Raw genomic sequence first — 21,676 nt, 5'->3', positions numbered from 1 at the left:
GCATGAAGTGCAATACAAAATCATTGATTGTGACAATGGAGGGCGGCTCGTTTCCGTTGTCAAGCGGACTGTCCCCTCACCTTCGTATGACTCGTAGGTATACCGGCGATACCTATCGAACCGTCTACACAACACGGCTAAAGGGCGTCCTGTACGTCCTGCACACGTTTCAGAAAAAGTCCACCGGCGGCATTGCGACACCGCAGCGGCACATTGGCCTAGTGCGGCAGCTCTGCGAGACGCCGAAGCGATCCATCAGGCAACAAAGGGAGACCGATGATGAGCACCAAAAAAGCCGCCCGCCCATAGCCAGCGCACCGGCAACATTTTTCGCTAATCTCGGCCTACCAATGCCGAGGAGCACCAGCTCAAGACTGCCCCTCGTTAAGTTGAAACGGCTGATGGCGGAGCGGGAGATTACGCAGACCTATGCCGCGAAGCTGGTCGAGATCAAGCAACAGGCCCTGTCCAAGCTGCTCCGGAGCCATTTCAAACTGGTTTCGATGGAAAAGCTGATGCGAATGCTGACAGCGTTCGATCAGGATGTCGAAATAACGGTAGATTCGCACAGAAAGCGTGGAGAGGCTGGCCGGATCACGCTTATTCCGGTTTAAGGCGAGAGAACGGGAGGGTTCATGACATTCAAGGCAACCGTAGCTGGGGCCGCGCATGAACCCATCCTTCACGGCATCTCATAAAGGAAGGTGAGGGCCACATGATCGAGGTTGATAAACGCGCGACCACGGCATTCCTTGGGAGTTGATCGCCCGGCTTCACGCCATCGTGACAGTGCCGATGATCGATGTGCGGGCGTACGCGAGGTATTTGAAGGGCTAGGCCGGCTCTTGCCTCACTCAGCGGCCTCAGCGGGAGGGCTCTTCAGCTCCGCAAATTTCGCGGCCATCGTAGGATTACCCCGGGTCAGCTTCTTGATCGTCACGTCCTGCGCTTTGTCATTAGCCAGGCGCAGATTGCGGTCCGCGCCGATCAGCGCATCCTTGGTCTTCTGCAAATGATCGATGGACTTGTCGATCTCGGCGATCGCGGTCTGGAAGTGCCTTGAGGCCAGATCGTAGTTCTTCGAGAACGCCATCTTGAACGTCTCAAGCTGGTTTTCAAACTGAGTGATGTCGATATTCTGCGCCTTCACGAGCGCCAGCTCGGTCTTGTACTTGAGCGAGTTGATCGCCGCATTCCGCAGAAGTGTAATCATCGGCAGGAAGAACTGCGGCCGGATGACATACATTTTCGGGTAGCGGTGGAAGACGTCGACAATGCCGGCATTGTAGAGCTCATTGTCCGGCTCAAGCAATGAGACCAGGATGGCGTACTCGCAACCCTTCTCGTTCCGGTCTCGGTCAAGCTCCTTGAGGAAGTCTTCGTTCTTGCTCTTCGTGGCGGTTCTGTCGCTTTCGTTCTTCATCTCAAACATGATCGAGATGATCTCGGTGCCAGCTTCGTCGGAGTCGCGGAAGATGTAGTCACCCTTGCTGCCGGTCCGCGCGTCGTTGTCCTTCTCAAAGTACGCTCGCGGGAAGGCCATCGACCGCACCCGGTTGAACTCGGTCTCACAGTGCTGTTCGAGGGTTTCGCCGACCATCTTAGTCGACAGACGGGCTTTCATATCCTTGAGCCGCTCGATCGCGTCATCGCGACCCTTGATTTGTGTTTCGTACTTGTCCTTGAGCGATTGCTCGGAGAGCTGCTTTTCAAGCTGGACCTGCTTGATCCCGTTTTTCAGCTCATCGCGCTCCTTCTCGATGGCGCCGACCGCTTCGGTAACCGCGAGCTTCTTTTCAAGCTCGACAGCCTGGAGCTTGGCCTTGAGCTCTTGGATTTCTTTTTCCTTGGCGACCGAGATTTTGTTCTGCTCACTGGCCAGGAGCGCTTCGGCAAGCTCCGAGGCCGCTTTCTTTTCCCGCTCGGACTGGGCAAGCGCGTTCGCGAGCGTGTCACGCTCCTTTTCCACGGCACTGAGCGCTTCCGTGACAGCAAGCTTCTGAGCGACCTCACTTCCCTCAAGCTTGGACTTCAACTCCTGAATTTCGGCGTCTTTGGCCGCCGCAGTCTTCTGCAGATCGTTGCTCACCTGGGCCTTGGCCAGTTGAACAGCGCTCTGCTTGTCACGCTCGGCCAGTTCCAACCGTTCGTGGAGCTGCTGAGCAAAATCGGCGTCACGGACCTGCTTCAGGATATCCGCGTAACCAGACTCGTCGACCTTGAAGGCCTTGTCACAGTGGGGACAGATGATCTCGCGCATGTTTCCTGTCCGCATCGGGTCAACGGCTGTTGTTATTCAAAACGTGGCTACGAGCTGGCGGAATCAGCCTGCCTGCCATCAGAACAAAATTAGAACGCGCCCGTTTGGTGGGTCAAGCCAGAAGCAGTCGGTTGTGCGCATTTTGCCTTGGCAATCCCCTACTTTCAGAAACGGGCGGGACGGCATCCGTCCCGACGATCTGGGATCCCAGCTCTGTGTTTGTAGCCGGAACGAATCGAGGGTTGCAAGGATTCGTCCCGCTGAGGAACGATCTTGATGCTGATGACCAAGGAGAGGCGGACGGCGACCCGCACGGTACGCGGGTGGGCGATAGCTGTGCTGCAGGAGGCAGGCGCGATCCACGAGTGTGAGTACCATGGCTGGATGCAGGGCCAACAAGCCCCTGGAGAGTCATCTGACCATACCGGCCGAGTTATATCGGGCCGTCATGGAGCTCGCTCCTGGCGATCGACGGGACCGCGCCATCGTGAACGAGGCGCGGCACGCGTCCTAGATTACCGAAAGGGTTGAAGGGACTTCACGCGTCGGCCCGCCATAGAAACTAGCCCCGCGCTCGCCGCAGCGCAGCTTTCAGCCGCTCCTTCTCCTTATCCCAGCGAGCGTCTTCGGTTTGCGATTTCTTCTCCAGAGCCTAGACCTCGGCCCGGATGGCGGCAACCCGCTTCGCGTGCTCCTGCTCAAACGAGGTTCGAATGAAGCATTGCCCACGGGTTCGCTATTGCCTTTGCTATTGCCGGCTTAGGTGCTGCTATTGCCGCTGCTGAAGGCAAGCCGTGTCTCAATCCAAGTCCCAGCAGCTTCGATCACAGACATTCCCGAGCTACACGTAATGAGTGGACACGTCGCGTTTAACGAATCCTCACGGCTAAATGCGCGGCCGCTGCGCTAACCGGAGTTGCAGCAGTTCCTGGAGCCATCGGCTCGGTACTTGGCGTTCTCTAAGGAGGCGTAGCGATAAAGTTAGGGACTTTGATCCGAGGGGTGAGCACTCCCGACCCCATACCAAAACGCTGAAGGTCGAGCCGGGGATTTTGCGATGGTCGTCAGTCGTTTAAGGCTGGTTTGCGGTGCAAAATCGAAACGAAAGGCCAAATTTTCTCAAGAATTCTCAGGCAGTTGCGCTAGATTTTCCCAACAATTGCAGGTTGGGCCTATATTGTGTCGCGTGGGATTCGGCCACCGTCCGAATCTCCGCTTTCCGAGGAATTTGTTTAATGGCGTTCCAAAATTTGCCAACTCGCCTCGTTTCGAAAAGTACGTTTTCGATGTTCCTGCGAACGCAGTGTGATCGAGAACTATATCTCTCACTCTTTTCAGATGAAACGAAGGTACTCGCAGCAGCAGGCATACCGATCCCGTTAAAATCAAGGCCGGGCGTACAATTCATCACTGCGTCGGGCGTGGCGTTCGAAAACGAGCAATACGACATTCTTGCTACGGCGCTACCCAATCACGTAACGCACGCCGACAGCGGGAAAAAGCCGGTCCCGCTCAAGGCGGCTTTGGCGGCGGTGAAGAAGCCGACGCTCATCCTTCAACCGGCCTTCGAGCCCCAGCAATTCAGAGACGCCTTCTTCACGAACATCGGTGTGCCACCCAAGCACGCCGCTATCATTCCAGCGTTCAAAGGGCTCCGTCCCGACATCATTTTCGCCGATCAGAGACGAGCAAACGAGTACGAAATATTGCCGTCGGGCGAGCGCCGTCGCCTGCAGGACGGCGACGGACGGATGGCGCTTTGTGTCATCGACCTGAAGAATGTAACGGAGGCAAACGCTAGTTATTCGGCGGAAGTATGTCTCTACGCAATCTTCCTTGCCAATTGGCTGTCAACCGAAGGCGCCGAATTATCAAAACGATTCTTCGTATCTGACCGCGTCTACCTATGGCGTCACGTCGAAATGCCTCAGTTCACAAAGTTGAAGGCCACCAAGGACGGACAGGATCACGAAAAACGCCTTGATGCGCTGAGGAAGGACCTCGAAGAAGGACTGATCACCTACCTAATTTACATGCCGAACGTACGGAAGTTTTTTGTAGAAGATCTTCCGCGCGTGCTCGGCGTTGGGGACGCAAAGGGCTGGGCCGCGGTTGACTATCATGTCAACCCGCGATGCGGCTCATGTGACTGGCTGGGTAACACCAACTGGCTCTCCGTCGAGGACAAGAAGGTTTTTGCGGCCAATCCTACGCACTATTGCTTTCATAACGCAGAGACAACCGACCACCTTTCAAAAATGCCTTCGCTCAGCCGTGGTGCGAGCCGCGTTCTCCATAGCGGTGGGCACCAGACGGTTGCGAATGTGGTCGATATAGACGCTTCAGCCGACGTGCTTCGCCGACATGCTTTCCTGAAAAAGGATCGTGTGCAGATAGGAGCACGGGCGAGCGCTATCTCGAAGAACGCCGTAACGGTGGATCAGAAAGCCAAAGTGGCAGGCCTCGCCCGAGGTCGAAACGCCGAATACGACATCGTCGTCAACTTCGATGCCGGCTCCGGCTTTCTGACGGGTGTCGCGGTTCGGGGAATTTTGTTTGCGCCTTATGCGAAGAAATTCCCCGTGGAAGGCGGCGAGCCCGTCTCATTCAAATCATTTGGAGAGGCCGCATTCGCAATCAACAAAGACCAACTGGTTGCTGAATGGGCCGCGCTCTCATCGTTCATTGAAACGCTCGGAAGCTGGATGGAGGAGTCCGAGAAGCTCTTTACTGCGCAGGGATTCGGATCAGTCAGGACGCAGATCTGCTTTTGGGAGCTCCGGCAATATGAAGAACTGTGCAACGCCTTTAGCCGCCACTTGCTCGAAATATTGACTCTTCCCAATCGAGCTCAGCGCGCGCTCGCGTGGATATTTCCCGCCGATGAAATTATGGAAAAGTCCGATGCGATCTGCCCGAATATCATATTCATCCGCGAAATCGTCACGGCGTCGGTGCGCCTGCCACAACGCTTCGCGGCAACGCTGCTGGGCACCGCCGAGCACTATTCCCACGCTCGGATGGCGCCGCGGAAGGTCGATAACTACTATGTCGAACCGCTTGGGAACGGCATTCCACGCGAGCGGATTTTTGAGATTTGGAAAACGACGACCGGAACTGTCCGCATTTTTGGCCAGCCAAAGAGTGTGACGGAGGCCGTTCAGCGCTACGAAACGGTACTCAAGGCCCATACATGGGCTCTCGCGAGCATCACGGCTCGGCTTCGTGAGGACTTGAAGGCGAACATCGAAGGCAATGCTCCCCCACTAAATATGTCGATCCCGTTGGGCCTGCAGGGCGTGGCCTACGACTCAAAGTTGTGGGATCGCTGGTCGCGGGTCTCCAGCGCCGTAGTGCGCACCGAGCGGCTGAACGCCTTTTTGACACGTCCCGAATGGCTCGAAGCATCTTACAAAGCAATTATCCTGACCTCTCTCGTCGAGGACCTTGGCAATAACCAGTACGAATTTGAAGTTAGTGACGATTCGACCGAAGCTAAAATTGAAGAAGGCGATTACTGCACGATTGGCATCGTTGACCAACCAGGCTTCCCCTTGCGGCATGCAGCGTCCCTCGGACTGACGGTCCAAGACGACAATTTGTACGTCCCCATGCATACCGTGATCCTGGTCCTCATCCAGAAGTTCGAGCGGGCGAAAAAGCGTATCACTCTGCGTATTGCTCCGCGCCGGAAGGAATTCCAGCCGGCTTTTGCGGCCGTGATGAAGTCGGGCGTTATCCCGTTCGGGAAGGGCCACCTCTACGTTCTTGAAGGAGCGCCGTACGACGATTCCCCCACGGTAACCTCCATCCTGAAGGCCATCGGCGATCCCGGCATTGCGACGCCCGCAAAAGAGGCATTAATCGCTCTTGGCACCACGGCAGCTAAAAAGCTGAAGAAAGGAACTGATGCAGTAACACCAGCCGCGGATATTCTTTGGCAAGGTAATAAAGTGGCTAGCGAGGCCGTTCGCGACGCCAAAGCCGCAGATGCATTGGCGTCCTTTGCAAGCACTTCAAATGAGCATCCCCTAAATACAAGCCAGATAGCGGCCGTCCGGGCGTGCGCGACCCAGCGATTGGCCATTGTCTGGGGCCCGCCAGGCACTGGCAAAACTGAAACACTCGTGGCCTTTCTTCACGCGATCGTTCGCGAAGGGAAAGTCCGCAAGATACTTTTGACCGGGCCAAACTACCGGGCCGTCGAAGAACTCTCGCTTCGACTTGCACGCAATCTCGCGAGCGACCAAAAGGCGGCCTGTGACTTCTTTTGGCTCTATGCTCGAACAAGGAAGCCCGCCGACATCGACATTTCTGTCCCCCACCTCAATCTCAAAGCAGTGAACCGGGACGACGCTTCGGCCGAATATGCGGAGCTTTTGGCGAGCATTGTAGACGACCAGAAAACGGTGATTGTGGCAACGACCGCTCATATCGTGGATCAGCTGACGCGTGATGTGACCGACGCGATTCTCAGGCCTGTATTCGATCTCATCGTCCTTGATGAAAGCTCGCAGGTTCCACTGAATCTCGCTTTGCGCCCACTCGCTGCTATGCGCCCGAAGGCGCAAGTCGTTGTCGCAGGCGATCATAAGCAAATGCCTCCGATTCAGCACCTCGAGCCGCCAAAGAATGCCGAGTATTTGGTCGACAGCATTCAAAATTATCTGATTAAGCGGTTTGGAATTTCGCCCGTTCCGCTTCTCATTAATTATCGCTCCAACGCAGACCTCGTCGAATATGCGCGCTCTCTCGACTATCCAGCGGCTTTGACCGCGCACTCGCCAAAGAAGGATTTGCGCATCCTTCACGCAATGGATCAGGTTATCGCGAAACTTCCAGCAACTCTACCGAGCACGAGCGCTTATCAAGGGCTCCTTTTGCCTGAGAAACGCGTGACCGCGCTTATCCATGACGATCCGACATCCTCCCAAGCCAACGAGGTTGAAGCCGGGCTTGTTGCCGGCCTTGCCTATGTGCTGCGCCAGACGATGGCCGCGGAACTTGATGACGGAACGCAGAAAGCCTTTACGAATTTCACAGACGAAGCCTTCTTCAAGGAAGGCCTCGGAATTGTCACGCCCCACAAGGCGCAAAAGGCACTCGTCCTTCGAAAGCTCCGCGAGCTCTTTCCAGCTGCCGATCCTGAAATCGTGTTTTCCGCCGTCGACACCGTGGAGCGATTCCAGGGCGGCGAACGAAACACGATTATCGTTTCCTATGGCGTGGGCGATACCGAAATTATCGAAGGCGAGGAGCAATTCTTATTGCAGCTCGAACGGACCAATGTTGCCGTGTCACGCGCGCGGGCCAAGTGCATAATCCTTATGCCGAAATCGCTGGCGTACCACCTCCCGACGGATCAGAAGGCCGCGGAAACTTCAATCGCGCTCAAATCATATCTTGAGGAATTTTGTGGGAAGCGTAAGGTCCTTTCAATCGCGCTCGGCAAGACTGCGAGAACTGCGGAACTTCGCTGGCACTAGTTCAAGATGGCATGAAAGTCGAACTCATCGGCAGCGGTGGAGTCCTGCCCCATATAGTCGGCTTGCCGTTTTCCAGCATGGGCCGTGTCGGCGCTACGAACGGACAATAACTTCCATTCGCCGCATTCCTCGATCGATCGACGCATCAGAACCTTTGCGTCGCTTTTCGCGGAAGCAAGCGTGCCGAAGCGCACGTAGAGGTGGGCTCCGTCCTGGCAGTGTTTAGAGAGATTCTTCCAGACCTTGGCCAAGTCAGTGACGAATGCATCGTGACCTGAGTGGCAAATCTGGTCGTCGACCGAATAATCAACATCTTCACTTCCGCCCAAAAACCACATGCGGAGCCATTGATCCTGCACGTAAGTCCGCATTCCGTAATATGGGGGCGACGTTATAACCAGTGACGCATCTTGGATGTTACGGTACGAGGCTGCGATACGCGCGTCGGAACACTTGACGTTGCTGAGCCGACCGAAGGGATCGCTGCTTAGATCGCTTATGCGCGCCAGCTTCTTCTTGATAACGTCCATGATGTCGACATCCGGGGGCAACATCTCACGTTCGCGCCAGAATTTCAGCGAGTAGGCCGGCTTCGAGGAGAATGTCCGCGGCATCTGATTTGAGAAATAGCTTGGACTATCGCCACCTACCAGTGGTCCGTGGAGGCAACCAAGGGCGGCGGCGCGAAGGATGGCGCTTTCATGCGTGGGCCGAGACTCGGCGAGCAACCCTTCGCGCAGGCGGCACAATTGCTTCAACGTCTTTGAGGAAAAGGCACGCTTGAAAAACTGCGTGTCAGGCATCTTCGATGATGGCGTACTCACGAGATCCCGCCCCAAGGAAACAATATCATCGAGCCGCGCACTTGCCAGCTTGGCCTGCGCTATCGCAGCTGCGATGGGAGACGTATCGAACCCGAACGACGTGAAGCCAAGGCGGCGCGCGGCATACAGGGTCGTGCCGCGGCCGCAGAATGGGTCGACGATTACAGGATCATCCTCCCGATGTTTCCGAATGATCTTCATCGGATATTCGAGCGGGAACATCGTGTAGTATGGGCAGATCGCATTGAATGCGAACTCTTTATTGTACGCGAGTGCAGAAGACATTTTGCGCCCGCTCAAAGCTTGTCAAAAACGGAGCCCATGCGCGGGCTGAACAGGCGATCGTACGTCTTTAGTAAGAAGCTATCCGTCATTCCGGCGACGTAGTCGCAGATAACGCGCTGATCCTTGCCGGAGTCAGTGTAGGCCTGACGGGCGTCCTCGGGGAGAAGCGCGTCGGGGTCTGAACAGAGGGCCTCAAACACGGAAACGACCATTTTCTGGCCTTTGAACTCCAGATGCTGGACGTTCGGGGTCCGAATGACCTTCTCAACGACAAGATTTTGGAGTGCGGATAGAAAGCGATCTTGCGGGGCCGGGAGAACTGCACGAAAACGAATGAGCGGCTCTTTGAACACATCAATCGTCTGTATCTCAACGCTCGTGACGAAGTGATGCACTAATCGGCTTATGCAGTGTTTGCGTTCCTTTCCGCTTCCATAGAGTTGATCGACGAAGTGATCATAGACGTCGTTATCGGCCTCTCCCGGATATTTCTGTTTCAGCGCGTCAAGGAAGGGGGCGCTGTCGGCTTCGGAGACGTGCTCGCGAAAGTGATTCTCACGGATCAGTCCGAGCGCAATCGCATCTTCGAGGTCGTGTACGCCGTAGGCAATGTCATCGGATACATCCATGATGCTGCAATCAAAGGACTTATGTTTCGGCTTGCCGTGCTCTTCGGCGACTGCGTTGCATACCGTGAATTCATCGCGGTCGGCCCCGTTGAGAGGCTTCAATATCCATTCGACGACGTCACTCTCAGCGTCGAAGTAGCACTTGGGTGGCTTACACACCTTCGTATTGAGCGTGCGGATCGAGGTCGCAGCCTCATACAGGGCTGGTACAATCTTCGGATTAGCCGCGCGGCTGAACGGGACCGGGTATTTCAGCACGGCGAGCATAGCCCGCCGGCTAAGATCTGAGCCGTGCGCTTTAGAGAAATTTTCAAGACGAGCCAAGATTCGCAGGGTGTGACCGTTTCCCTCGAAGCCACCCGCGTCCCGCATGCAGTAATTCAAAGCAACTTCGCCGCCGTGCCCAAATGGCGGATGGCCCAGATCGTGGCTGAATCCCGCAGACTGGATGAGGCTCAAAGGAGGAATGTGCGGGTGCGCTGGGTGAGACGCATATATGCCGTCGAATTGCCTGGCGATGCTCCCCGCGATTTGCGCCACTTCAAGCGAGTGAGTGAGGCGAGTGCGATAGAAGTCGCTGTCTCCAAGATTCAGAATCTGGGTTTTGCCCTGAAGCCGGCGGAACGATCCCGAATGGACGATGCGCGCGTAATCCACGTCCGAAGGGCTCCGGCGGTCTTCCGGCTGTTGCTGCCATCCGCTCCGGCGTTCGCTCCAATCCCCCTGTGTGCTTGTCATTCTCTAGTATTCCCCAACCCTGACGGGGCAGCGATCGCGTGGACCGCTCGTTTACGCACCCGTGTCCCCGCACAACAGTAATGTGTCCTCCCACGTCTTCCAACCGGAATTCCGACCCAAATTGTCTTTCCGGTGGGTGAGGCCTTGTCCTGCCTTTGGTTAGGCCTGCAACGCCGCCCGTCAACGGCAGGCCGGGGCATCCCGGTCAAGAGGCCCGTCGATCACGAGACTTCGGGGTTTGTCGTCGTCGACAGAATGTCCCACATCCGCTCAAAACGGAGATCCCTGAATTCCTTGTACGACGCGACATCGAATGCGAGCTTCTTGGGATCGCTGGCATAGTCCGGCAAAAGAAGGTGCTTAGTGATATCCATCCCTCCCGACTTCATGCGTGTGAAATACTCGGCGGGCAATTCGGCGCGCTTGCGGATATTGTCGGTCGCGCCCATGAACCGAAGATTGCCGAGGTGATTAATGTCCGCGCTCAATAACCCCATCTTCGATCGCAGCATGCTCTGCGGGTAAATGTGATCGACGTGCGGATCGTTGCCCTTGAATTTCACGTCGAAAGGAGAGGTGCCCATTTGATCCACGTAAACCTGATTCAGGAGAATGAATCGCAAGCGTGTCTCGTTCATGTGGGCGCGCGTAAGCTCCGTCGCAGAACCTCGCTTGCGAAAATATTCTTTAACTTCCGTCATCGGAAAGCTACCCTCGCTTGGTTTTCCGACAATCGTATGAAGCGCATTCACGACCGTGTCGGTGCCTTGCGAATACCAACCAAATAGCTGCGCCTTGTAATGGTAGGCCTTCAACAAGGTGCGGGTCGCCTCATTCGGCTTCGGGTTGTTGTAGAGGAAGTCAAACAGCGGAATAAAGCTGTTGTAGCTTCGAATGACCTTGTCGGCATAAATCTTGAGGTCGTTCTTCAGGAAGTCGCGCAATTCCTGAAATGCCTGCTCCGCCTTCGCCCAGTTCGTGTTGATGGCGGTCATCAACGCATCACCATCGGGCCCAGTAAATTTTTCGGGCGATGCTTCTGCGCCCCGCCCATGCGCCACCAGAAGGCATTTTTACGGGAAAGTCTTATCGAATTGCAGATTGGTCCCGTTCAGCATCTCGGTCGTCTGCTCGATGACCTCTTCGATATCCGACCACGCCTCCTTCATAGCCGCGAACATGAGATCGGAGGCATCGAGCTTCGTTCCACCCGAGTTGACCCGAACAAAGATGTCGAGAATCCTGTCGTAGGGATACTCATTCGCGACGCCGTCGAGTTCCTGAATCCAGAAGTGCTTTTCTTCGCGGAGCAAGGAAAGCAACTGCCCGGAATTCCGTCGCACACGCTTCTCCCGCTCCTTCGCTTGCGGAGGCGATTCCCGCTTATCCGGCGGGGCCGTGGCGTTCAGGTTATCCATGGAAGTGTTAATGCGGTCAGCGACTTCCTCTGAGTTCCTTTGTCCGTCTCGAGCGATTGCGTCGGCAACGCGGTACCAAGGAAGCTGAAGCGGCTCAGCCGAGAACTGAACCCGGTGCAACAACCCGCGATCATCCGGGACTATGCCGCTCGTAATGTCGAAGTAGGCCTCCGCCCTTCGATTGTCGACCGAGGTTATTGCGCCGCAAAACAGCGCGTAGAGCGTTTGCAACCGCTGCTGCCCGTCCAGGACAAAGACCTTTTCGACATCCTTCTTGCTCTTGCCGGGGTCGTAGAAGTCGCTGAGGTCGGCGTCCCACTCGACACGCTCCATGAACTTGCGTGCTTTGATCTCATCCTTGGTGCGCCAAAATAGAAAAGTCTGGATCGGGTAATTGCGCATCAAGCTGTCGAACAACCGCAGCATTTGGTCCTCTTCCCAAACGAAAGGGCGCTGGATGTGCGGCAGAAAAATGCTGCGATTGAGTTCTTCAATCAGCCTAAATAGAGAACTTGGCTTGTAACTCATTTGCTCCCCCCGAAGCGAGGGCTAATGGCCCCCGGGCTCTTTGGTATCTCAACCTATTAGTGTGGCCTGCGGGCCTCACATCTTTCAAGCCCCTGGACCTGCAAACAACAGCGAATTTGCCGTTTATGCCCGTGAACAATGGCTCCCCGTCGCCCCTTGATCGAAGAGTGGGGCGGGCAAGCGCAGCGTCATACCCCGTCGAAGCTGATCCGTCCCGCGTCGCCTGAAACACCGCGATTTTCGGGTTGAGTCCCTTCGCCTTGGCGACGAGGTCCTGCTTGTCGGCGTCTGTTATGGCTGCGCCGAGATAGAGCTCGGTAATCTCTTCGGGATGATAAGCCAACGTGTTCCACGGCTCCTCGCGCTGATTCAAGGGAATGACGAGGCGGTATTCACCCTCATGCTGCCAGGCCAGGGTCTTCGCATAGGCAATCTTGTCGAGCGCGGCCCGGCATCTGGCCTCAAGATTGCCGAACAAGCCGCCCGCGCTGAATTCCAGCGTGTCGTCGTAAAGCGGAGGCCGCTTCTCGCGGTAGACCACTGGCTTGAATAGCTGAAACTTGGAATCCTTCGCGAGATTGAGCTCGATCCGAATGGCAATGCCCTTGGGGTTCTCGGCATAGCCAGACCACACCAAGCGTGAGACGCCTTGAGCAAGGCCACGACGACATTGGAGGTAGCCCGCCAGGCCCTGGTCGCTCTGGAGCAGCAACTGGGATATATTCCAGGCGAATCGAAGGTTGCACGGCATAGTCCCAAAGTGGTTGACCGATTTCCGGCCCAGACCCGCGGTTGGCTACTTGCTGCGTTCGTCGCCTCGCGTATCGCCGCGCTGGTCGGCATTGACGCTCTGCTCCGCGTCGCGCCGGCGGGTATTGGCAAGCTCCGAAAGCTCGTTGTTCAGCGCATCCCGACGGGTTTCGACGGTAGGCATGTCGTTGACGAATTGACGGATCTGTCGCGCGAGCGCGTCATCGCGCGCCGTCCCAGAGCGCTGCAGCTCGGCCGCGTAATCGAGATATCGCTGCCGGATTGCGTCCTGACGTGACCGGATCCGGGCGTCCCAGGGTCGTTCCGTAGGCTTGCCTCCCCTCACCTCACGGAGAACTTCCTCCCGCGCCAGCCGATCGACCTCCGGCGCAATCTTTCGTTTGCGCAAAGCGAGCACCGCCCCGCGATCGGCCTTTCTAACCCGTCCGCGGGTTCGACGCGGCGTTGCCTCCGCCGCGATCCCGCGAAGCCGGAGTTCGCCAGCAAACCGTTCCCGCCAGACCTGAAGGTCCGCCTTGCGGGGGTTCAGGCGCTTGCCGTCATGGCCCAGCGACCGAACGGTCAAGTGGACGTGGGGATGCTTATCGTCGAGGTGCTGGACGAAGACGTAGTCGTGATTGCCCCCGAACGTCTCGATAGCAAATGCCCGAGCTGAATCTTTGACAGCGACCGCATCGGTCCCGGCCGGCATCGACAGAATGATGTTGATCGAAAGTGATCCATCACGGCGGCGCTTGTCGTCGAGACCGGCATCATCCTCCCATTGTTGCTGCAGATCTTTCAATCCGGCCCGACCCGTCATCATTGCGCCCTGCTCAGTTTCCGCATCGAGTTCGCCGTTTCGCGTGATGTATGCCAAGTGCGATCTGAGATGCGCTACGTCCTTGGTGCGGCCAGTGATCTTGACCATCACCTCTGGTGCTCGGCGCACGACGCGCTCGAGTTTTGCGCGCATCGCCGGCGTGAGGCGGCCAGGAGCGGCCGGATCGGGGATGTCCCACTCGGCCCGCCTCGGGCGTCGATTGGGCGTTTCCCAGACATACGAGATCGGCGGAAGTTCGGGGGCCAGGTCGGCCGGCCGAGGGGATGAGCGCCGACTCATCGCCTTCCGTCCCAATAATCCGCATACCCGTGCAGCGCATCACGTAGCCGCGCAAGCTCAGTTTCAATGACCAATTTTGCCTCTTGAATTGCGGACAGATCCACCTCAACCGCCCTGCCCTGCAGCAGACTGGTATTTGCGGCACGCGCAATCTGGTTGATGTTACCGCCGATCCGGTTGAGCTCGCGAACGATCGCGCGAAGCGCTTCATGCTCGTTCGGGGAATGCTGCACTGGCGACCCCAATCGTGAGCGGACCAGCGCAACGATCCAGCCAGTTCGGGTCATGCCACGCTGATGTGAAACTTCCGCGAGCTGCCGCATCTCGCTCTCGCGAAATCGCACCGTCACCTTCTCCGGCCGCCCGACCGGCAACGCCAAGATCCGCGGCGCTGGCGCCGCTAATGCATCAGCAATGAGACGCCGCAGCAGCGCGGACTTACCGCCCTGGGTCGCAGCAAAAGCTGAGAACTCCGCCGCGACCTCGTCGGAGACGCGAAGCGAGATCAGAGCCATGCACTCCAATCCCAATCGCGATGTAATACATCGCTGGCGCGAAGCCTATCCTGCACTAGAAAACGCGAATCCTTCCACCCCCTCCATGTTGGTTCAAACCAACATGCTCGGCACTCAAAGCCCGGCAGTTGCTGCAAGTGAGATCCAACCTGACCGGCGATCGATGCGGAGAATTCCTCCGGGGATGACGCAGCCATCGGCCCTAATGCTGGTACTTCACGAACCCCGCGCGTGGAGATCGGCAACATTGGTACCGAGCATGTGGACCGCGGCTTTCCAGCAGCCTCCGGCCTCTCTACAGCGCTGTGGGGGGCGCGTTCGGCCTCCGGCTGCTGCGCTAACGCGCCATCCTTCGGATGGGAAATCCGCTCCACCGGCGCACCAACTGTAGCAGTGTTTCTGAGGAGGCTGTTTAAGACCAGCTTCATGCGAAAAGGATCTCTTCGATTGTGATGGTCGATGCTGGAACCTCCTCCGCCTCCTCCGCGCCATCAACCAACAGTACTGCGTGCCGTGAGCCTTGAGACGCGAGTCGATTGACCAGAAGACAGCCCGTGCGATCCCGGTGACGCACTCTGATCGTCAGTGATGGGCTCATTCGCGCGGCCCGATCGACCGGAGAGTTGGGAGGCTTTTCCGCGATCGCCGTCACGCGGTCTCTCTCCATGGGTCGCAATGCCACTTGCGGTACGATCGGACTTCGTGCCGGTTGAACTCTAGGGGGCCCCTCGCCGACAGCGGAGGAACCGCGGACCTCGGTGCGAATTTTGCGGGCCAGTTGACGGGCGTGTGCATCGGTGAAGCTCTCCTGCGCTGCACATATGGTCTCGACGGCGTTGGGCTGTTCGCGCCAAGCCTGGTAGAGTTCATACACAGCACGGATTGATGAGCCGGTAAGCTTCGACCGGAGGAATTCCGGCATGCTCTGGACCGACGCGTAGCGAGACACCCAGTCCCTGGGCTTGCCGAGCTTACGCGAGATGTCAGCTTGGTTGTCACCCTGCTCCAAGCGATCCGCGATGAACGCCGCAATTTCGGGGGCATTGAGGTCATCGCGCTGGATATTCTCGATCATCTGAACGTAACGATCCGCAGAACCAACGGCATGAATGAAAGCCGGGATATCACGGAGCCCGGCGCGCTTAGCAGCACGATACCGCCTCGCACCCATGACGATCACGTATCGGCCTTCCACCGTCGCTTGCCGCAGCACGATCGGTTGCAGCACGCCATGCTGACGGACTGATTCCGCAAGCTCCTCGAGCTTCTGTTCGTCGAAGCTGCGACGGGGCTGGTGCGGATCTTCGTCAATACGGTCGATGGAGATGCAAGTCGGTTGCCCGATTGCAGCACCATCTTCCGCGGCGTCGATGAGCTGCTTAAAGCTGAGATCAAGCGCCATGTGTCGGCTCGTCCATTTGCGCGACGATCTTGGCGAGAACCTCGCGGATTTCTCGACCAGCCTCCTGCGCAGAGCGGCGCTTCAGCTTCCAGACCGGCAGGCGTTCGGCGACGGCCTCAGCGTAGCCGTCCCTTGCAACGATCTGGCCCGGGAACACGTATTTGCCAGCCTCGCGCAAGAGTTGCTCAAGATGCGCCCTTTGACGGGGCGACTTCGTGTTGAAGTTCGAAGGCAGCAACCCGAGGAACTTCGTATCCTGGCGGCCATAGCGCCTCTGCACGCCGATCACGGTCTGCATCAGACCTTTGACGCCCTTGATCGAATAGTCCTCCAGATAAATAGGAGCAAGCACATGGGAGGCCGCAACCAAACAGCCGACGCTGCGCAGTCCCAATGATGGCGGCGTGTCGATCACGCAGGCGTCGAACTGATCCGACGCGATAGCGAGGTTCTCTTGCAGAGTCGTTATGGCGGCCGCATTGCTGCGGTCGAGATCAGTCAGCGAGCTGTCGGCCGGCGCGAGCGTTAGGCCTTCGTCTTCCCGAGGTACGACCCGCATCCCCGGCTTGAACAGATCCGCGGCTAACGTTGAACCGGCATAGTGCCTCAACGTATCTGACGCATTGCTCTGCGCATCAACATCGATCACGAGAACGCGGAGATCCGCTTCCGCCATGAACCAGGCCAAATGCACAGCAAGCGTCGTCTTGCCGACCCCGCCCTTTTGATTGTTGATGACAATGGTCTTCATCTTAAGGTCCCAAATGGGTCTAACGGCACGGGCGGCATTTCCTCGTCCAACATGTCGTGGCGGATGTTGGTTTGAACCAACAGCGGTTGCGAATCCGATCACTGGAACGATCCCGGAATTCACCCGACGAATCCCCTGCCAGAAGAGTCAGGTCAGCCATAGCCATCGAGGGAAATTCTGAGACGCGAGACTGGAACTGTGCTCGTTCCTGGGCGCTCTGCGCCGCGGTCGCGAGAGGATCGTCACGCGAAGGCGCGGAGACCGCTTGTGGGCTCCGGGAGGGTCGCCGCGGCGGCGCGAGTAGAGCCGTCCCCGAAGGGCTCGCCCAAGCAGGCAAGGCTGTAAGGGCCGCCGGAATTAAGAGCCGATCTCTTGCGGCGGCCGTTGTGATCAGGACCGGCGCAATTGCAAGTTAGGCATTACGACGCGCGCGTCCCGATGGCGAAGTCTAGATCGAGGAAAGATTTAATCCGGCAAATAGGACGGGTCGCGGGTTTCCGGCGCAATTGACCTATCGATAAAATGAATCGATCTGCCCGGTCGATTCATAAAACTCATTGGACGCCGCTTCCCTGGGAAGCGAGAATCTGTCCGTGCCAAAACCCGAACCAGAACCGCTTCATCTGCGCCGCATCGATGCGGCGCGCAATATGCGGCGGTTTTATGCGCTGTCCACGCAGCCCACCTTGTTTGGAGAAATCTCGCTGATCCGCAATTGGGGCCGGATCGGCACGAGTGGCAAGACCATGGTGCAGACCTTCGATGGCAGTGCGGAGGCGGTCGTAGCGTTCGTACGCCTGGAGCGTGCCAAGCGGAGGCGCGGTTATACTGTCGCGGACAAAAAACCGTCATAGTCTGACAATTTTTCGGGATTCCGGCTCTGCCTGTGATGCCGGCTCTATCTGTTCCACGGCCTTGATGTCAGACGAGCAAAATCGAAACAAGACGGAGCTCGTCCCATGACAACTGCCAATGAGATCGCGGAAAAGATCGCAGCCGAGAACGACCTGACAAAGGTTCAGGCAAAAACCATCGTCGATACCGTGTTCAAGGCGATCGCTGATGCGGCCGTGAGCGGAGCCGAGACGAGCCTTCCCGGGTTCGGCAAGTTCAAGGTCAAGGATAGCCCCGCTCGTGAGGGCCGCAATCCATCGACCGGCGCAACGATTGCGATCGCAGCTTCCAGGAAGCTGACTTTTACGCCCGCCAAAGCCATAAAGGAGAGTCTCAACAGAGGAACGATCCCTAACGACGTTGCATCGTAAGATGCAAGACGAGGGGGCTTATGCCGCCTCCTCGGCTACGAGCGCTTCGTCGCGTTGACGGATGAGTTCGGCCAGTTCGACCTCGAGCGCCTTGCGCTCCGCTGGCGTGAACACGCATTCGCGCAGTTCGGCGCGCAATTCTTCAATGGTGTCGACGGTCATGATCGCATCTCCGGTAGAAGGAAAGCCGCCCCGCCTTGCGGCGGAGCCGACTTTCTGGAGCCTCAGTCCCGGTTCGGCCGCGACCAGATCAGTTGGAGGCCTTCCGCACCTTCGACCTCAATCAGGGTGGCGTAGATCGGAGCCGGGAAGCTCGGATCGTCCAGCTTGACGGAGAGGTAGTCGCGCTCGGTGTCCTTGGCGGTCTTCTGCCAGGCGGCGCCCAGTTCGACGCTGCCGGAGTAGATGCGGAAGTGCGGGCCCCTGTCGGAAGGGTTGTCGACGCGGATCAGCTTTGCCTTGACGTTGAGGTTGAGCGTCTTGATGGCGCCGGAGAAGCCATTGCCCGTGGAGGTGAAGGTGCCGATGGTAGCCATTGTCTCGTTCCCTTGGTTTTCTCGGACCGCGCCTATCGCGACCTCGATGGCGGTCGTGAGACCGGAGGCGATCGACCTGCACCCAAAGGGCCGAAATGAAATGGAGGGCGGCCGGCAGCGACTTTCTTGGACCGCGAGGAATGGTGCGCAGCGCCAGGGGAAGAAAGTCGAGGACGGACGTTGCAGGGACAAGATCGAGAGCCCGCAAAGCGGGATCGGCCTTCGGTCAGACCAGCCTCTATCGAGGACGCAGATGGGTGCGCCCGTTGCGAAAACACACGGAATGAAGACAGGCGGCCCTAGTCGGTTCGGCCATTCGCATCTTCAAGGCAACGGGCGTCGCAGCGAAACGTAGTTCAACTTAAGCAGGCCACCTAAGCGCCGCGTCATCACCCGCAATGGAAACCGTCGCTGTCAGCAACGTCGGCGCACCTGTCGAACTCGCGATCGCAAAGATCGATAACGAGGCTGGCAACGTACTCGCCATGTGGATGCAACCCCGCCCTCCGCATCCATCGACCGACCGCCCTGCGAGCCGTGAAACAGATGGTAGCCTCGCTGGACATACCGGCCTCCGAGGCCGGGACGATTCCGCCGGCACGCGCGATGGAACGAAGCTGGGCGTTCGGGTTGCAACTCCACAGCGTTGGAGAGGGTTGTGAGCACAATCGGCTTTGCAGCAATCCGGCTGCCGGGCTCGATTTCAAACTCGAACGTTATTTGGCCGGCGCTCGCAGCGGGCTTTCCGCCCACTTCCGGGCGGCGGGATCGCGCAGCGGATCGTCCTCGCAGACCGAGCAGACGTAGCGCGGCCGGCCGGGCGCGACGTCGTCCGGCACGGCCGTCATTGGCTTACTGCACTTCGGGCACAGCTTCCGGCTGAGGTAGAGCGGAGTCATGGTTTTTGCCTGCCGGGACCAGCTTAGTTCCGCGTGCGCCGCGAGCACAAGTAGATCGACGAAAATTGTCCGTATGCACCAGACCGCTTGACGCGGAGCGCGTCTCACACTGAAATCCGATTTTCAGTGATGTTGCGGGGGTGGCGTCGTGGAAGAATTTTACAGGGGCTTCGCGCAGCGGGCCCGCGATCTGGCGGAGAACGCGGACCCGTTCACCAAGCGGCGGCCACTCGACCTGGCCCAGCGATACGATCTCAAGAGCAGACCGGGAGCCCCGGGCGGTCGGACCCTCCCGCCGCCGCGCGACGCCACCGACGGCGCTGTTTTCCGGCTCCGGCGAAGCTTAAGACTGTCAGCGCGCGGCCCGGTCATCGGTCTTCTATATTTTCATCGACCGCGACGAGTGTTCGCCGACCGGTCCGGGTGTCGGCCGCCCGCGGTCGCGGTGCTCGCGTTAGTACAAGCTGGCCCTACAGCACTGAACCCTGCTGACCGTGGCGCGAGGAGTCATCGCCTGCGCCGCGCGATCTCGTCAGCGACCATGCCCTCGGCTCGCACTAGCCGCTCGTGTAGGGTCTCGAACATATCGAGGATGTCATCATTGGGTTCATTCTTGCCCTGCTCGATCGCTTCGGCGACGAGCTCATCGAGGGGCGTCTCCTTCAATTGGCCTTTCTCCAGAAGTTCTTCAAACAGACTATCGCTGCTCGGCTGCGGTTGAATGCGACCGTCGGAGTTGCACCAGACCGTGAACGACTGATGTCCAAGAACGGCGCGCTCGACCGCCTCCGCATCCAACGGAATCAGCGTGCCCCAGGCCTCGCCTTCCTCGTCCGCGAACCCAGCCACGTACATCCCTTGCTCCGCGGCGCCTTCATCACGAGGCTGGAAGAACGGCGTGAGGATAATTGGAGGGTGTTTTGCCATGACGATCTCTCCGAACGGTTCTGCGTCGACACGCAGCAGCCGGGCTGTGCGGGTAGTTCGATCACACGAAAAAGGCAAGGTCTGGGAAGGCGCCTCATCGCCTCACGCCCGCTGCTTGTCTCGCCGACGAGAATTGATCTGCGCCATCAGGATCGGGCCAAGCGAAAATTCGCCGACCTCGGCTTTTCGCGTCAAACCGCGCAGATACCCGCCGGCGGAATTGATCGCCGTCCCACGCTGAAGGATACACGCGACGACGATGGCTGCGGGCACCTCGCCCATAACCTTTTGCGCCTCCTCCCAAGCGCTCGGGCTGATGCCCAGCATCGATCGCACAACGGCCGCGGTAGCGAGGAAATCGCGCCAGTTCGAAACTCCACCCTTCGCATAATCGACGATGTCGGGGCACGCACTCAGGACCATTCCTAACGGATACGCCCCCTCCCCGACTCGTGACGGTTGAGGTTTGGGCTCAGCTCCCGCCGCCCTGCCTTCTCGAAGGACAGGTTCAAGATCAATAGGGGCGTCTGGTTTTGAATTCTGTATGTGGCGCTCAGAATGGGACTCATTGGCGCTCGGATTCTTGGATTTGATGTGCGCTTCCAAAAGATTGAGCACGTCGTCTGCGAGTTGAGACAGCTCATCGGCGATCGGCTCGAGCTGCTGGCGCGTGGCCGTGCGCGGAATCTGGTCGACGATCGCACGGAAGGCGGCGTGCACGACCTGCCAATCGGCAGGCCCCTGCCCTCCCCTTCGCGTCGGCACGGCTTCCTCGATGCCAGTTGCAATCATCTTCGCGATGTCGCGCCGGCACAGCGTGATCCGCTCGCGCACGAGCTTGAGGGCGCGGGCCTCGGCTTCGATATCGGCCGCCAGGCGCTCAAACTCCTCCGATCGCACGACGAGCGGCGACAGATCGAAACCGAAGGCAAGCTCGATTTCGCCGGCGTTGTCCTTTCGCGCATACCGCTTGCCGTTCGGACTGTCGCGCCGAACGATCAGCCCCGCGTCGACCAGCACAGCAAGGTGACGGCGAAGCGTCGATGCCGGCATGCCGTGCGCCCGCCGAGTGAGTTGATGGTTCGAGGGGAAGACAATTAAATCATCGTCCCCGGTGAGCGCGGTCTCGGGATGGAAGGTGAGGAGCGCGTTCAATACAGAGAGCGAACGCTCCGATACCCCAAGGCGCGGCCGTGCCGTGCAGATGGCGTGGAAGATCTTCCATTTGTGCACGATCTTTTCGGGAGGACGTTCCGTTGCGACCATCTGGCTTGCCACGTGGGCAAGCGTCAGCGATCGCCGCCCAAAGGGCGTCGTTGGGGAGTGTGACTGCATGTCTT

Annotated in this window: 19 protein-coding genes; 4 read left to right on the top strand and 15 right to left on the bottom strand. The window is 58.2% G+C overall.

Translation table 11 applies throughout. The features are described 5' to 3' along the window. Nucleotides 1–2 precede the first annotated feature (2 nt). Nucleotides 3–614, top strand: coding sequence for an XRE family transcriptional regulator (locus WDM24_RS44625; protein ID WP_414645823.1), 612 nt, complete (start codon nt 3–5; stop codon nt 612–614). 236 nt (nt 615–850) lie between these two features. Here WDM24_RS44625 and WDM24_RS43950 read toward each other — a convergent pair whose 3' ends face one another. After that, complete coding sequence (locus WDM24_RS43950; RefSeq protein WP_338832660.1) at nt 851–2,260, bottom strand: DUF2130 domain-containing protein; 1,410 nt, start codon at nt 2,258–2,260, stop codon at nt 851–853. Nucleotides 2,261–3,495: 1,235 nt separating this feature from the next. On the opposite strand from WDM24_RS43950, the gene WDM24_RS43945 reads away from it, so the two are divergent. Next, a complete protein-coding gene (locus tag WDM24_RS43945; RefSeq protein ID WP_338832659.1) occupies nt 3,496–7,746 on the top strand; it encodes a DEAD/DEAH box helicase in 4,251 nt (1,416 codons plus the stop codon). Here WDM24_RS43945 and WDM24_RS43940 read toward each other — a convergent pair. The 9 genes from WDM24_RS43940 to WDM24_RS43900 all read right to left on the bottom strand — a co-directional run bounded on the left by WDM24_RS43940 (nt 7,743) and on the right by WDM24_RS43900 (nt 16,709). Beyond that, on the bottom strand, nt 7,743–8,855 hold the full coding sequence (locus WDM24_RS43940) for a DNA methyltransferase (protein WP_338832658.1): 1,113 nt from the start codon (nt 8,853–8,855) through the stop codon (nt 7,743–7,745). The genes WDM24_RS43945 and WDM24_RS43940 overlap by 4 nt on opposite strands. An 11-nt stretch (nt 8,856–8,866) precedes the next feature. After that, nucleotides 8,867–10,222 carry an anti-phage deoxyguanosine triphosphatase gene (locus WDM24_RS43935; RefSeq protein ID WP_338832657.1) on the bottom strand — a complete coding sequence of 452 codons (1,356 nt, stop codon included), beginning with the start codon at nt 10,220–10,222 and terminating at the stop codon, nt 8,867–8,869. Nucleotides 10,223–10,443: 221 nt separating this feature from the next. Further along, entirely contained in the window at nt 10,444–11,217 is a 774-nt protein-coding gene (locus tag WDM24_RS43930; RefSeq protein WP_338832656.1) for a hypothetical protein, read from the bottom strand. 78 nt (nt 11,218–11,295) lie between these two features. Further along, nucleotides 11,296–12,168: a DUF262 domain-containing protein gene (locus tag WDM24_RS43925; protein WP_338832655.1), complete on the bottom strand. Its 873-nt coding sequence runs from the start codon at nt 12,166–12,168 to the stop codon at nt 11,296–11,298. Further along, nucleotides 12,140–12,880: a DUF2971 domain-containing protein gene (locus WDM24_RS43920; protein ID WP_338832654.1), complete on the bottom strand. Its 741-nt coding sequence runs from the start codon at nt 12,878–12,880 to the stop codon at nt 12,140–12,142. Before WDM24_RS43920 ends, WDM24_RS43925 begins: the two co-directional genes overlap by 29 nt. An 84-nt stretch (nt 12,881–12,964) precedes the next feature. Further along, the gene (locus WDM24_RS43915) at nt 12,965–14,041 is read right to left on the bottom strand and encodes a relaxase/mobilization nuclease domain-containing protein (RefSeq protein WP_338832653.1); all 1,077 of its coding nucleotides are present in this window, start codon (nt 14,039–14,041) and stop codon (nt 12,965–12,967) included. Beyond that, the gene (locus WDM24_RS43910; RefSeq protein ID WP_338832652.1) at nt 14,038–14,556 is read right to left on the bottom strand and encodes a MobC family plasmid mobilization relaxosome protein; all 519 of its coding nucleotides are present in this window, start codon (nt 14,554–14,556) and stop codon (nt 14,038–14,040) included. Before WDM24_RS43910 ends, WDM24_RS43915 begins: the two co-directional genes overlap by 4 nt. Before the next feature lie 424 nt (nt 14,557–14,980). Continuing rightward, nucleotides 14,981–15,958 carry a ParB/RepB/Spo0J family partition protein gene (locus WDM24_RS43905; RefSeq protein WP_338832651.1) on the bottom strand — a complete coding sequence of 326 codons (978 nt, stop codon included), beginning with the start codon at nt 15,956–15,958 and terminating at the stop codon, nt 14,981–14,983. Further along, the gene (locus WDM24_RS43900; protein WP_338832650.1) at nt 15,948–16,709 is read right to left on the bottom strand and encodes a ParA family protein; all 762 of its coding nucleotides are present in this window, start codon (nt 16,707–16,709) and stop codon (nt 15,948–15,950) included. The genes WDM24_RS43905 and WDM24_RS43900 overlap by 11 nt, the downstream gene beginning before the upstream one ends. A 593-nt stretch (nt 16,710–17,302) precedes the next feature. On the opposite strand from WDM24_RS43900, the gene WDM24_RS43895 reads away from it, so the two are divergent. Together WDM24_RS43895 and WDM24_RS43890 are read left to right on the top strand one after the other, a co-directional pair. Beyond that, the gene (locus WDM24_RS43895; protein ID WP_338832649.1) at nt 17,303–17,563 is read left to right on the top strand and encodes a WGR domain-containing protein; all 261 of its coding nucleotides are present in this window, start codon (nt 17,303–17,305) and stop codon (nt 17,561–17,563) included. Nucleotides 17,564–17,668: 105 nt separating this feature from the next. Next, complete coding sequence (locus WDM24_RS43890; protein WP_338832648.1) at nt 17,669–17,974, top strand: HU family DNA-binding protein; 306 nt, start codon at nt 17,669–17,671, stop codon at nt 17,972–17,974. An 18-nt stretch (nt 17,975–17,992) separates the two neighbouring features. Here the strand turns inward: WDM24_RS43890 and WDM24_RS43885 are convergent, their stop codons facing one another. The 5 genes from WDM24_RS43885 to repC all read right to left on the bottom strand — a co-directional run bounded on the left by WDM24_RS43885 (nt 17,993) and on the right by repC (nt 21,671). Continuing rightward, nucleotides 17,993–18,136, bottom strand: coding sequence for a hypothetical protein (locus WDM24_RS43885; protein WP_338832647.1), 144 nt, complete (start codon nt 18,134–18,136; stop codon nt 17,993–17,995). A 62-nt stretch (nt 18,137–18,198) separates the two neighbouring features. Further along, nucleotides 18,199–18,510, bottom strand: a complete 312-nt coding sequence (locus WDM24_RS43880; protein WP_338832646.1) for a DUF736 domain-containing protein — start codon at nt 18,508–18,510, stop codon at nt 18,199–18,201. A gap of 716 nt (nt 18,511–19,226) precedes the next feature. Beyond that, nucleotides 19,227–19,409, bottom strand: a complete 183-nt coding sequence (locus WDM24_RS43875; RefSeq protein ID WP_338832645.1) for a hypothetical protein — start codon at nt 19,407–19,409, stop codon at nt 19,227–19,229. A 507-nt stretch (nt 19,410–19,916) separates the two neighbouring features. Continuing rightward, on the bottom strand, nt 19,917–20,336 hold the full coding sequence (locus WDM24_RS43865; protein ID WP_148221661.1) for a hypothetical protein: 420 nt from the start codon (nt 20,334–20,336) through the stop codon (nt 19,917–19,919). A gap of 102 nt (nt 20,337–20,438) precedes the next feature. After that, a complete protein-coding gene (gene repC, locus WDM24_RS43860) occupies nt 20,439–21,671 on the bottom strand; it encodes a plasmid replication protein RepC (protein ID WP_338832644.1) in 1,233 nt (410 codons plus the stop codon). Nucleotides 21,672–21,676 lie beyond the last annotated feature (5 nt).

Source organism: Bradyrhizobium sp. 27S5, from assembly GCF_037217225.1.
In the GTDB taxonomy this organism is placed as follows: domain Bacteria; phylum Pseudomonadota; class Alphaproteobacteria; order Rhizobiales; family Xanthobacteraceae; genus Bradyrhizobium; species Bradyrhizobium septentrionale.
Note: the sequence above shows the minus strand (reverse complement) of the source record. Positions and strands in the feature narration are given on the sequence as shown.

Excerpts from the sequence above, each read along its gene's own strand:
- WDM24_RS43945 (WP_338832659.1), top strand. The coding sequence starts at position 3,496 with ATGGCGTTCCAAAATTTGCCAACTCGCCTCGTTTCGAAAAGTACGTTT.
- WDM24_RS43930 (WP_338832656.1), bottom strand. The coding sequence starts at position 11,217 with ATGACCGCCATCAACACGAACTGGGCGAAGGCGGAGCAGGCATTTCAG.
- WDM24_RS43865 (WP_148221661.1), bottom strand. The coding sequence starts at position 20,336 with ATGGCAAAACACCCTCCAATTATCCTCACGCCGTTCTTCCAGCCTCGT.
- WDM24_RS43885 (WP_338832647.1), bottom strand. The coding sequence starts at position 18,136 with ATGACCGTCGACACCATTGAAGAATTGCGCGCCGAACTGCGCGAATGC.
- WDM24_RS44625 (WP_414645823.1), top strand. The coding sequence starts at position 3 with ATGAAGTGCAATACAAAATCATTGATTGTGACAATGGAGGGCGGCTCG.
- WDM24_RS43935 (WP_338832657.1), bottom strand. The coding sequence starts at position 10,222 with ATGACAAGCACACAGGGGGATTGGAGCGAACGCCGGAGCGGATGGCAG.
- repC (WP_338832644.1), bottom strand. The coding sequence starts at position 21,671 with ATGCAGTCACACTCCCCAACGACGCCCTTTGGGCGGCGATCGCTGACG.
- WDM24_RS43875 (WP_338832645.1), bottom strand. The coding sequence starts at position 19,409 with ATGACTCCGCTCTACCTCAGCCGGAAGCTGTGCCCGAAGTGCAGTAAG.
- WDM24_RS43905 (WP_338832651.1), bottom strand. The coding sequence starts at position 15,958 with ATGGCGCTTGATCTCAGCTTTAAGCAGCTCATCGACGCCGCGGAAGAT.
- WDM24_RS43950 (WP_338832660.1), bottom strand. The coding sequence starts at position 2,260 with ATGCGCGAGATCATCTGTCCCCACTGTGACAAGGCCTTCAAGGTCGAC.
- WDM24_RS43900 (WP_338832650.1), bottom strand. The coding sequence starts at position 16,709 with ATGAAGACCATTGTCATCAACAATCAAAAGGGCGGGGTCGGCAAGACG.
- WDM24_RS43880 (WP_338832646.1), bottom strand. The coding sequence starts at position 18,510 with ATGGCTACCATCGGCACCTTCACCTCCACGGGCAATGGCTTCTCCGGC.
- WDM24_RS43890 (WP_338832648.1), top strand. The coding sequence starts at position 17,669 with ATGACAACTGCCAATGAGATCGCGGAAAAGATCGCAGCCGAGAACGAC.
- WDM24_RS43910 (WP_338832652.1), bottom strand. The coding sequence starts at position 14,556 with ATGGCTCTGATCTCGCTTCGCGTCTCCGACGAGGTCGCGGCGGAGTTC.
- WDM24_RS43915 (WP_338832653.1), bottom strand. The coding sequence starts at position 14,041 with ATGAGTCGGCGCTCATCCCCTCGGCCGGCCGACCTGGCCCCCGAACTT.
- WDM24_RS43925 (WP_338832655.1), bottom strand. The coding sequence starts at position 12,168 with ATGAGTTACAAGCCAAGTTCTCTATTTAGGCTGATTGAAGAACTCAAT.
- WDM24_RS43940 (WP_338832658.1), bottom strand. The coding sequence starts at position 8,855 with ATGTCTTCTGCACTCGCGTACAATAAAGAGTTCGCATTCAATGCGATC.